The sequence below is a fragment of the Streptomyces sp. UNOB3_S3 genome (assembly GCF_020740895.1).
GTDB lineage: Bacteria > Actinomycetota > Actinomycetes > Streptomycetales > Streptomycetaceae > Streptomyces.
Genome location: NZ_JAILXP010000263.1, coordinates 1 through 10,291, shown reverse-complemented (window position 1 = coordinate 10,291; position 10,291 = coordinate 1). Strand labels below are relative to the sequence as shown.

The following is a 10,291-nucleotide window of genomic DNA, read 5'->3' as shown; positions in this document are numbered from 1 at the left end:
GTATAAGAGACAGGGCCGGGGCCGGGAGCGGCGATCGCGCGCCCGGGAGCGTCGCCGGGATCGCCGCGCGGGCGCTGCCCGGCGTCGTCACGATCCATGTGCGCGGCGGCGGCGACCAGAGCACCGGCACCGGCTTCGTGCTCGACAAGAAGGGGCACATCCTCACCAACAACCACGTCGTGCAGTCCGCCGCGTCCGGCGGCGGCTCCATATCCGTGACGTTCAACGGCGGCCAGACCGCCAAGGCCACCCTCGTCGGCCGGGACGGCGGCTACGACCTCGCCGTGATCAAGGTGTCCGGTGTGTCCGGTCTCACCCCGCTCGCCCTCGGCAATTCCGACTCCGTACGCGTCGGCGACTCCGTGATCGCGATCGGCGCGCCCTTCGACCTCGCGGGCACCGTCACCACCGGGATCATCAGCGCCAAGGACCGCCCGATCACCGCGGGCGGCCGGAAGCAGGACGGTACCGACATCAGCTACGTCGACGCCCTCCAGACCGACGCCCCGATCAACCCCGGCAACTCCGGCGGCCCCCTGGTGGACTCCCAGGCCCGGGTCATCGGCATCAACAGCGCCATCCGCTCCGCCGGGGACGCCGAGTCAGGCGGCGGAGGCGGTCAGGGCGGCAGTATCGGCCTCGGCTTCGCGATACCGGTCAACTCCGCACGGCGGGTCGCCGAGGAGCTGATCAACACCGGGAAGGCCACCCATCCGGTGATCGGCGTATCGCTCGACATGGCCTATGCGGGTGACGGCGCACGGGTGAACACCGACGGCGCCAAGGCCCCGGCCGTGACCCCCGGCGGCCCCGCCGACAAGGCGGGCATCCGGCCCAGGGACGTCATCAGGAAGGTGGACGGCGTCCCCGTGCACGCCGCCCAGGAGCTGATCGTCAAGATCCGCGGTCACCGCCCGGGCGACGGCCTCACCCTGACCCTCGAACGGGACGGCCAGGAGCGGACCGTGCGGCTGACCCTGGGTTCGGCGAGCAGCGGCTGAGCAGCGGCAGGTCAGCAGGCGCCCATCGCACGCTCACCGATCTCCGAACCTTCGCCCGATTTTGACCAGCGTGTCTCCCGTCGCCCCCGCCGGGCCAGGTACCGTGATACCCGGCCATCCACGCCCCCAAGGAGCTGAGCAACGTGCTCGACATAGGACCCCTCGAGCTGATCACGCTCATCGTCCTTGCCGTGCTCATCTTCGGTCCCGACAAGCTGCCGAAGATGATCCAGGACGTGTCGCGCACGCTGCGCAAGATCCGGCAGTTCTCCGAGAACGCCAAGGAGGACATCCGCACCGAGCTCGGCCCCGAGTTCAAGGACTTCGAGTTCGAGGACCTCAACCCCAAGACGTTCGTGCGCAAGCACGTGCTGGAGAAGGACGAGCTCGGCCTGAAGGAGATCCGCAACGGCTTCGACTTCAAGTCCGAGATGGCCGAGATGGCCGAGGTCACCGACGCGGCGCACGGCCGGACGGCCCCCTCGGCGGCCGGCTCCGCCACCGGTTCCTCCGGTTCCGCCACCGGATCCGGCACCCCCGACCTGCTCAAGAAGCGCGACGGCGGCCTTCAGCCGGGGGAGCGTCCTCCGTACGACGCCGACGCCACCTGAGCCCGTCGATGCGGGGCCCCATTGACGGGGGTGGCTATCCTCCCTTTGTTTGGGGTGCGGTCGCCCGCGGCGGGCCGGCGCGCCCAGGACGACGGGGCTATGAGGAGGCGCCGCTCAGATGGAGACGACGAACCGGGTAGGGGCGCGAGGGGCCGGCGAGGCTGGCGCGTCCGCCGTGGGGATGCCGGACGGGCAGGGCGGGCCCGGTAACCGGCGCTCGGTCGACGGCTATCTCCTGGCGTCGTTCCCGTGGTACGGCCTGGACGAGGCCTACACCGGGCCGCGCTGGCTGATGCAGGTCGGCGCCGCCGCCGACGGCACCGTGGAGCACGGCTCCACGGGCCACGGCGTCGAGCCGCAGCTGCGCATGGGCCGGGTCGAGCACGACACCGCCACCCAGCGCTTCGCGGTCGTGGTGACCGTCGCCAGCCGCCCGGTGCGGCGCAGCGCCGACGGCACGGGCGTGCTGGAGGCCACATCGGTCTCCTCGGCCGCCTGGCTGGCCGGCTCGGGGCTGCTGGCCTGCACCTGGCCCTCCCAGATGGAGCGCGCCCTGCGCCAGGACTGGCTGGACCAGCAGACGGCCCTCGCCTGGGAGCTCGCCGACCACCTGGAGGACCAGGCATGGTCGACGCTGTCGCTCCCGGTGGACGGGGTGCCCACGGACTTCCGCTACCGGGAGTCGGAGTACGGCTGGGTGCTCGCCGGTTCGGCGGAGGGGGTCCACATCGGCGCGTACGGGCGGGGCATGAGCGCGTACGGCATGGGCTTCGCGGTGATCCCGGACATCACGGTCTACGCCGCGGACTGACGGCCCGCCCGGCCGGTCACCCGTCGGGCCGCCCCGGGCTGCGGGCCCCGCGGGGCCGGGCTTGAATGCCCGCAGGGGGCCGACTTCCGAGAGGGTGACGCGCCATGACGGGCAAGTTCGAGATGTACGAGGACAGGGCCGGCAAGTACCGCTACCGGCTGAAGGCCGGCAACGGCGAGATCATCGCCGTCGGCGAGGCCTACAACAGCAGGTCGGCCTGTGAGAAGGGCATCGAGTCGGTGAAGCAGAACGCCGCGACGGCCCCCGTGAAGGACCTCGGCCACCAGGAGAAGTAGCCCGTACGACATGGCGAGGGCGCCGGGCGGAGTCCGCCCGGCGCCCCGGCACAGCTGTCAGAACTTGTTGCGCGGCGTGATGCCCAGCGACATGCCCGACAGGCCGCGCTGCCGCCCGCCGAGCTTGCCCGCGATGGCGCGCAGCGCGCTGCCCGCCGGCGAGTCGGGGTCGCTGAGGACGACCGGCTTGCCCTCGTCGCCGCCCTCGCGCAGCCGGACGTCGATCGGGATGGAGCCCAGCACGGGGACGTTCGTGCCCGTGGTGCGGGTGAGGCCCTCGGCGACCTTCTGGCCGCCGCCCGTGCCGAAGACGTCGACCATCTCGTCGCAGTGCGGGCACGGCAGCCCGGACATGTTCTCCACGACGCCGACGATCTTCTGGTGGGTCTGCACGGCGATCGAGCCGGCCCGCTCGGCGACCTCGGCGGCGGCCTGCTGAGGGGTCGTCACCACGAGGATCTCGGCGTTGGGGACCAGCTGGGCCACCGAGATGGCGATGTCGCCCGTGCCCGGGGGCAGGTCGAGGAGGAGCACGTCCAGGTCGCCCCAGAAGACGTCCGCCAGGAACTGCTGGAGGGCGCGGTGGAGCATGGGGCCGCGCCAGACCACCGGGGCGTTGCCCGGGGTGAACATGCCGATCGAGATGACCTTCACACCGTTCGCCGACGGCGGCATGATCATGTTCTCGACCTGGGTGGGACGGCCGTCCGCGCCCAGCATGCGGGGCACCGAGTGGCCGTAGATGTCGGCGTCCACGACGCCGACCTTCAGGCCGTCGGCGGCCATGGCGGCGGCCAGGTTGACCGTCACCGAGGACTTGCCGACGCCGCCCTTGCCGGAGGCGACCGCGTAGACGCGGGTCAGCGAGCCGGGCTTGGCGAAGGGCACCTCGCGCTCGGCCTGGCCGCCGCGGAGCGAGGCCGCGAGCTCGCGGCGCTGCTCGTCGCCCATCACGTCCAGCTCGACGGTGACGCCCGTGACGCCCTCGACCCGGGAGACCGCCTCGCTCACCATGGAGGTGATCTTGTCGCGCATGGGGCAGCCGGCGACCGTCAGATAGACCGCCACCGCGACCGTACCGTCCGCCGCGATCTCCACCGATTTGACCATCCCCAGCTCGGTGATGGGGCGCTGGATCTCGGGGTCGTTGACCGTCGCGAGCGCGGCGCGGATCGCGTCCTCACTCGGCGCGGCGGTGTCTGGGGGTACCTCCCAGGTCGAAGACTCTGGGGGAGTGTCGGTAGCCATAGCTCCGATGGTACGGCTCGGCACAGGGCCTCGGGAAAGCCTGTCAGCGGTCGCCTTCCTCACTCTCCGCCGGGAATACGCGGCGCTGCTCCAGCTCCTTGACCAGCTCCTCGAACTCCGAGCGGATCCAGTCCCGGGTCGCGACCTCGCCGAGGCCCATGCGCAGCCCCGCGATCTCCCGCGTCAGGTACTCGGTGTCCGCGATGGAGCGCTCGTTCTGCTTGCGGTCCTGCTCAAGGTTGACCCGGTCGCGGTCGTCCTGGCGGTTCTGCGCCAGCAGGATCAGGGGCGCGGCGTACGACGCCTGGAGGGACAGCACGAGCGTCAGGAAGATGAACGGGTAGCTGTCGAACCGCAGGTGCCCGGGGACCGAGGTGTTCCAGACCACCCAGACGATGATGACGACCGTCATCCAGACGATGAAGCGGCCCGTGCCCAGGAAGCGGGCGATCCGCTCCGACAGCCGCCCGAAGGCCTCCGGGTCGTACTCGGGCAGCCAGCGGGCCCGCTTCACCCGTGGCAGGTCGAGCCGGGCGCGCGGCGACGGGTGGGGGTGCGGGTGCACCGCCGCCGACTCCGCCTTCGCCCGGTCGGCGGACCGGTCCGGGCGCAGCGCGGGCGCGGTCGCGCGGGCCCGGTCGCGGTCCCCGGGCCTCATGGCGCGCCGCCCTGGAGGTCCATGCCGAACGGGCCGTGGTGGAGCTCGGTCTCCCGCCAGTCGTCCGGCAGCAGGTGGTCGAGGACGTCGTCCACGGTGACCGCGCCGAGCAGCGAGCCGCTCTCGTCCACCACCGGCACGGCGATCAGGTTGTACGTCGCCAGATAGCTGGTGACGGCGGGCAGCGGGGTGTCCGGCGACAGCGGCCGCAGCTCGGTGTCGGTGAGCGCGCCGACGAGCGTGAACGGGGGGTCGCGCAGCAGCCGCTGGAAGTGCACCGTGCCCAGGTACTTGCCCGTCGGCGTCTCGTCCGGCGGGCGGCACACGTACACCTGGGCGGCGAGCGCGGGGGAGAGGTCGGGATTGCGCACCCGCGCGAGCGCGTCGGCGACCGTCGCGTCCGGGCGCAGCACGATCGGCTCGGTGGTCATCAGGCCGCCCGCCGACAGCTCCTCGTAGGACATCAGCCGCCGGACGTCGGCGGCCTCGTCCGGCCGCATCAGCGTCAGCAGCCGCTCCATCTCCTCCTCCGGCAGCTCGGAGAGCAGGTCGGCCGCGTCGTCGGGGTCCATGGCCTCCAGGACGTCGGCGGCCCGCTCCTCCTTCAGCTTGCCGAGGATCTCGATCTGGTCGTCCTCCGGCAGCTCCTCCAGGACGTCCGCGAGCCGGTCGTCGTCCAGGGCGGCGGCGACCTCGGCGCGCCGCTTGGGGGAGAGGTGGTGGAGCACATTGGCCAGGTCGGCGGGGCGCAGCCGCTCGAAGGTGGCCAGCAGGTTCTCGGCGCCCTGGCCGTGCTCCTCCAGCGAGAAGCCCGTGACGGCGGACCACTCCACCGTCAGCGTCTCCCCCTTGCGGCGCAGGGCGCCGCCCTTGCCCCGGCGGACGAAGACCTTGTCGATCTCCCAGTCCCGGCGGGCGGGCAGCTGGGTGATGGACACGTCGAGGACGGTCACGTCCTCGTCCGTGCCGACGAGCTTCACCCGGCGGTCGAAGAGCTCGCCGAAGACCAGCGTCTCCGTGGGCCGCTGCTCGAACCGCCGCATGTTCACCACACCCGTCGTGATGACCTGCCCGGACTCCACGCCGGTCACCCGGGTCATGGGCAGGAAGATCCGCCGGCGGCTGACCACCTCCACCACCAGCCCCAGCACCCGGGGCGGCCGCTTGCCCACGCGCAGCATCGCCACGACGTCGCGGACCCGGCCCACCTGGTCGCCGTTGGGGTCGAAGACCGCCACGCCCGAGATGTGCGACACGAACACCCGGGGGGCGCCTGCTGCCATGGCCGCGTACCTCCTCCCACGCCGGGTGGTGTCCGATTCAGGCTAGCGTGACCGGCTTCGCCGGGCGCGGGAGAGACGGCCGTACGGAGCCTCTACGGATCCTGTACGGACTCCCCGCTTCCGCTCGTCCGCGGCACAGGTACGCTGCGCCGTAGCCCACCGGTGACCGGAGGACAGGAGCAGGGGTGCGAACGCGGAACGCGGCTCTCGTGGGAGCCCTGTGCGTCGGCCTGTCGGCCGTGCTCACGGCCTGCGGCGGCGGAGCCGAGGACCCGGACGCGGGGACCAACGGCGTCGGCAAGCTCGAACCCGCCGCCATCCAGGACAAGGCCCGTACCGCCGCGCGCGGCGCCGAGGCCGTCCACCTGTCCGGCAACGTCGTCAGCCAGGGCCGTACGTACCGCATCGACATGCGGCTGAAGAAGAACGGCGGCACGGGCCGGGTGTCCTCCTCCGCCGCCAGCTCCTTCGAGCTGCTGCGCGTGGGCGACGACCTCTACCTCAAGGCACCCGCCGGGTTCTGGTCCAAGGGGTCCGCGCCGGCGCCCTCGAAGGCCCCCTCCGCCACGGCCTCGGGCAAGGCGGACCCGGCGGCCGCCGCGGGCAAGCTCGACGACAAGTACGTCAAGGTGCCGGGCGACGACCCCGCCTACCAGCAGTTCCGGGGCTTCACCGACAAGGACGTCCTCCTCGACGGCCTGCTCACCCTGCACGGCACCCTCGCCCGGGGCGACCACGGCACGGTCGGCGGCGTCCGCACCGTCCGGGTCACCGGCGCCAAGGGCGGCGGCGGCACGATGGACGTCTCCCTCACCGGCACCCCGTATCCCGTGCGCGTGCAACGGGCGGGCGGCGCGGGCCAGCTGGAGCTGGACGGCTGGGGCAAGGACTTCGCCCTCGCCGTCCCCGACAAGAACCAGACGGTCGACTACGGCAAGCAGATGCGCATCCCCTCGGGCGGCGCGCTCCCCTCGTCGGGCGGCGAGGGCGCGAACCCGGGGAAGTGACCGGGCGCGCCCGGCTCTCAGCGGGGCGTCTGGCGGCGTCCCCGGCGCAGCAGCCGCGGCAGCGCCGCCGGCATGGGCTCGCGCGTCGTCGCGGTCGTCGCCAGCGGGACCGCCGCCAGGGAACCGTCCGGCAGGTCCGCGGTGGCACCCGACGGCGTCAGCCGCAGCACCCGGCACTCCCCGGCCCAGCGCTCCTCCAGCCGCTCCGCGTCGGGCGCGTTGAGCCGCTTGCCCTTCAGCTCGGCGACGGCCGCCGTCCACTCCTCCCCGCGCGCCGGGAGCTCGCTCACCGACGCGGTCCAGGAGACCAGCCGCCCGCCCTTGTCCTTGCTGCGCACGGTCACCGTGGCCGTGGCGCCCTCGGCGAGCCCCAGCTCGTCCACGGGCTGCTCGCCCGGGCCGCCCACCAGGTGCACGGCACCCTCGTGCCAGACGTGCCACAGCGCCCTGCTGGGCCCGGCCGGACCCTGCACCCAGATGAGACCGGACTTCTTCGTGGCCTCTTCGATCAGCGCCTGCGTCATCGTCATGCGCCCTACCTTACGCACGCGCCCTAGGCTTGAGCCCGTGAGTGCTGCCCGAGCGAGACGCGACGCGATACCGACGCCCAGGACGACCACCGGACCGGCCGGAACGACCGGATCCGACCCGGATCCCGGCACGCCGGGGACGTCCGTCCGCACCGAGCTGCTCCTGCTCGCCGTCGCCATCGCCGGCGTCTCCCTCTCCGCCCCGCTGATCGCGGCCACCGCCGCCCCCGCCCTGGCCATCGCCTTCTGGCGCAACGCCATGGCCGTCGGCGCGCTCACCCCCGTCGTCCTGCTCCACCCCCGCCACCGCGCCGAGCTGCGCGGCATCGGCCGGCGGGCGGCGCTGCTGGCCGTCGCCGCCGGGGCGCTGCTCGCCGTCCACTTCGGGGTCTGGCTGCCCAGCCTCCGGATGACCTCCGTCGCGTCGTCCACCGCGCTGGTCACCACCACGCCCATCTGGACCACCCTGCTGCTGCGCCTGCGCGGCCACCGCCCGCCCGCGCTGGTCTGGGCCGGCACCGCGCTGGCCTTCCTCGGCGTGCTGACGCTCACGGGCGTCGACCTGTCCCTCTCCCCGCGCGCCCTCGCCGGCGACGGCCTCGCGCTGGCGGGCGGCATGGCGGCCGCGGGGTACGTCCTGCTGGGCGCCGAGGTGCGCCGGACGGTGGGCACGGTCGCGTACACCTACGTCTGTTACGCGACCACGACGGTGCTGCTGCTCGCCGCGTGCCTGTGCGGAGGAGTGTCCCTCGGCGGCTACAGCGGGGAGACCTGGCTGAAGCTGGCGCTGCTCACGGTCACGGCCCAGCTGCTCGGCCACTCGCTGATCAACCGGGTGGTCAAGGGCCTGGGCCCGTCCGTCACATCCACGGCGATCCTGCTGGAGACCCCGGGGGCGGCGCTGATCGCCGCGCTGTGGCTGGGGCAGACGCCGCCCGCGGTGGCGTATCCGGCGCTGGCCGTGATCATGGCGGGCCTGGCGCTGGTCATCATGGGTGACCGGCGGAAGGAGCCGGTCACCCCGGAGACGGGGGTCTAGGCCCTACAGCCACCCGTTCCTCTTGAAGCCGCGGTGGATGGCGAAACAGATCACGACGGTGATCACCATGACCGTGGGGTAGCCGTACTTCCACTGGAGCTCCGGCATGTACTTGAAGTTCATGCCGTAGATCCCGGCGATCATCGTCGGGACGGCGAAGATCGCCGCCCAGGACGTGATCTTGCGCATGTCCTCGTTCTGCGCCACCGACGCCTGCGCGAGGTTGGCCTGGAGGATGGAGTTCAGCAGGTCGTCGAAGGAGACCACCTGCTCGTGCACCCGTGCCAGGTGGTCGGCGACGTCGCGGAAGTACTTCTGGATGTCCGGGTCGACCAGCCGCATCGGCCGCTCGCTGAGCAGCTGCATCGGCCGCATCAGCGGGGTGACCGCGCGCTTGAACTCCAGCACCTCGCGCTTGAGCTGGTAGATGCGGCCCGCGTCGCCGCCCCGCCGGCTGCCCTTGCTGGGCTCGGAGAAGACGTCGATCTCCACCTCGTCGATGTCGTCCTGCACGGCGTCGGCCACGGCTATGTAGCCGTCGACCACCTGGTCGGCGATGGCGTGGAGCACGGCCGAGGGGCCCTTGGCGAGCAGCTGGGCGTCCTCCTCCAGCCGGTGGCGCAGGGCGCGCAGCGAGCCCTGGCCGCCGTGCCGGACGGTGATGATGAAGTCCGGGCCGGTGAAGCACATCACCTCGCCGGTCTCCACCACCTCGCTGGTGGCGGTGAGTTGGGCGTGCTCGACATAGTGGATGGTCTTGAAGACGGTGAAGAGCGTGTCGTCGTAGCGCTCCAGCTTGGGCCGCTGGTGGGCGTGGACCGCGTCCTCCACGGCCAGCGGGTGCAGCCCGAACTCGCGGGCGATCCCGGCGAACTCCGACTCCGTGGGCTCGTGCAGCCCTATCCACGCGAAACCGCCGGCACCGCGCACCCGGCGCAGCGCCTCGGCGGGGCTGACGAGCTCGCTGACGCGCGCGCCGTCGCGGTAGACGGCGCTGTCCACGACGGCGCTGCTCACCGAGGAGTCACGGGTGGTGCCGTAGCCGCCGCTCTGGGCGGGCACCCGGCGCAGGGCGGGGCGGACGGCGGCGCGCAGGTCACGGATCATCGACATGGCTGGCTCCTTCACGGGCCGGCCGCCGGCCGCGACGCGGGAGCAACGCTGCCTGGAAGGAGGACGTGGCCGGGCGCTCGGGGCGCGGGGGGATCACGTCCGCAAATCAGGTGGCGCTTCGCGCGGTGCGTACGACCGACGGCAGTTCGCGGAGAGTTCGCAGAGAACTGCGGAGAACACGGAACAAAGCGAGGGGAAGGCGCTCTTCCGTCAAGTGCCGCGGGCGTGAAGGGACTTCCGGAGGAACCGTCCGGCGACGGGGCCGGTCGTGGAAGGCCTCAGATCACAGGGTGACGCGCGTCCGGGGCGAGGAGACGGGAGAACTGTCGGTACTGCACGGTCGACTAGGATCCACCGCAGCCCCACCTCCTCCGGCCGGTCCCCGCGTAAGGGACGATCGTCAATGCCTGGACCAGAGGCCGAGGCGAGTCAAGGCTAGCAGTCGCCCGGCGCGTCAAGGCCCCCCTTTGCCTGTTCGATACGCGTTCTATGCTCACTGCATGTCAGACGTTCTCGCGCTGGTCGAGGCCCGGCTGCTGACGGCCCTCGGCGAACCCGACGCGCGCGCCGCGATCACTTTCCTGGGCACCGACCGGATCGAGGTCCTCCGGTTCCTTGACTCCGACGACGCCGGGGACATCGTCCGCTACGCCACCCTGGGCATGTCCGCCCACCCCATGACCGACCCCACGGC

General features: G+C 72.3%; 11 protein-coding genes and 1 pseudogene. 7 read left to right on the top strand and 5 right to left on the bottom strand.

The features are described from left to right. The 4 genes from K6I33_RS24810 to K6I33_RS24795 all read left to right on the top strand — a co-directional run. A partial coding sequence (locus K6I33_RS24810; protein ID WP_229356740.1) for a S1C family serine protease occupies window positions 1–1,001 on the top strand: 1,001 nt, incomplete at its 5' end. Between the two features lie 143 nt (window positions 1,002–1,144). Next, window positions 1,145–1,612 (top strand): sec-independent translocase, encoded by a 468-nt coding sequence (locus tag K6I33_RS24805; protein ID WP_229356739.1) that lies wholly within the window; start codon window positions 1,145–1,147, stop codon window positions 1,610–1,612. A gap of 118 nt (window positions 1,613–1,730) precedes the next feature. After that, window positions 1,731–2,423 (top strand): hypothetical protein, encoded by a 693-nt coding sequence (locus K6I33_RS24800; RefSeq protein WP_229356738.1) that lies wholly within the window; start codon window positions 1,731–1,733, stop codon window positions 2,421–2,423. A gap of 104 nt (window positions 2,424–2,527) precedes the next feature. Then, window positions 2,528–2,719, top strand: a complete 192-nt coding sequence (locus K6I33_RS24795) for a YegP family protein (protein ID WP_229356737.1) — start codon at window positions 2,528–2,530, stop codon at window positions 2,717–2,719. A gap of 57 nt (window positions 2,720–2,776) precedes the next feature. Here the strand turns inward: K6I33_RS24795 and K6I33_RS24790 are convergent, their stop codons facing one another. From K6I33_RS24790 to K6I33_RS24780, 3 genes are read right to left on the bottom strand one after another with little or no spacing between them, the layout of a single operon-like run. Continuing rightward, entirely contained in the window at window positions 2,777–3,967 is a 1,191-nt protein-coding gene (locus K6I33_RS24790; protein WP_229356736.1) for an Mrp/NBP35 family ATP-binding protein, read from the bottom strand. Window positions 3,968–4,010: 43 nt separating this feature from the next. Then, the gene (locus K6I33_RS24785; RefSeq protein ID WP_229356735.1) at window positions 4,011–4,625 is read right to left on the bottom strand and encodes a DUF1003 domain-containing protein; all 615 of its coding nucleotides are present in this window, start codon (window positions 4,623–4,625) and stop codon (window positions 4,011–4,013) included. Beyond that, window positions 4,622–5,908, bottom strand: coding sequence for a magnesium transporter MgtE N-terminal domain-containing protein (locus K6I33_RS24780; RefSeq protein WP_229356734.1), 1,287 nt, complete (start codon window positions 5,906–5,908; stop codon window positions 4,622–4,624). Before K6I33_RS24780 ends, K6I33_RS24785 begins: the two co-directional genes overlap by 4 nt. Before the next feature lie 185 nt (window positions 5,909–6,093). On the opposite strand from K6I33_RS24780, the gene K6I33_RS24775 reads away from it, so the two are divergent. Further along, on the top strand, window positions 6,094–6,915 hold the full coding sequence (locus tag K6I33_RS24775) for a hypothetical protein (RefSeq protein ID WP_229356733.1): 822 nt from the start codon (window positions 6,094–6,096) through the stop codon (window positions 6,913–6,915). Between the two features lie 17 nt (window positions 6,916–6,932). On the opposite strand, the gene K6I33_RS24770 is transcribed toward K6I33_RS24775, so the two are convergent. Then, window positions 6,933–7,445 (bottom strand): hypothetical protein, encoded by a 513-nt coding sequence (locus tag K6I33_RS24770; protein WP_229356732.1) that lies wholly within the window; start codon window positions 7,443–7,445, stop codon window positions 6,933–6,935. Window positions 7,446–7,482: 37 nt separating this feature from the next. Between K6I33_RS24770 and K6I33_RS24765 the strand changes: the two genes are divergently transcribed. Then, window positions 7,483–8,484, top strand: a complete 1,002-nt coding sequence (locus K6I33_RS24765) for a DMT family transporter (RefSeq protein ID WP_374285756.1) — start codon at window positions 7,483–7,485, stop codon at window positions 8,482–8,484. A 3-nt stretch (window positions 8,485–8,487) separates the two neighbouring features. On the opposite strand, the gene K6I33_RS24760 is transcribed toward K6I33_RS24765, so the two are convergent. Then, the gene (locus K6I33_RS24760; RefSeq protein WP_229356731.1) at window positions 8,488–9,597 is read right to left on the bottom strand and encodes a magnesium and cobalt transport protein CorA; all 1,110 of its coding nucleotides are present in this window, start codon (window positions 9,595–9,597) and stop codon (window positions 8,488–8,490) included. A 500-nt stretch (window positions 9,598–10,097) separates the two neighbouring features. Between K6I33_RS24760 and K6I33_RS24755 the strand changes: the two are divergent. After that, window positions 10,098–10,291, top strand: a pseudogene (locus K6I33_RS24755) (suppressor of fused domain protein); the annotation flags it as partial.

Coding starts and splice junctions, on each gene's coding strand:
- K6I33_RS24800 (WP_229356738.1), top strand. CDS start 1,731: ATGGAGACGACGAACCGGGTAGGGGCGCGAGGGGCCGGCGAGGCTGGC.
- K6I33_RS24795 (WP_229356737.1), top strand. CDS start 2,528: ATGACGGGCAAGTTCGAGATGTACGAGGACAGGGCCGGCAAGTACCGC.
- K6I33_RS24790 (WP_229356736.1), bottom strand. CDS start 3,967: ATGGCTACCGACACTCCCCCAGAGTCTTCGACCTGGGAGGTACCCCCA.
- K6I33_RS24785 (WP_229356735.1), bottom strand. CDS start 4,625: ATGAGGCCCGGGGACCGCGACCGGGCCCGCGCGACCGCGCCCGCGCTG.
- K6I33_RS24780 (WP_229356734.1), bottom strand. CDS start 5,908: ATGGCAGCAGGCGCCCCCCGGGTGTTCGTGTCGCACATCTCGGGCGTG.
- K6I33_RS24770 (WP_229356732.1), bottom strand. CDS start 7,445: ATGACGATGACGCAGGCGCTGATCGAAGAGGCCACGAAGAAGTCCGGT.
- K6I33_RS24760 (WP_229356731.1), bottom strand. CDS start 9,597: ATGTCGATGATCCGTGACCTGCGCGCCGCCGTCCGCCCCGCCCTGCGC.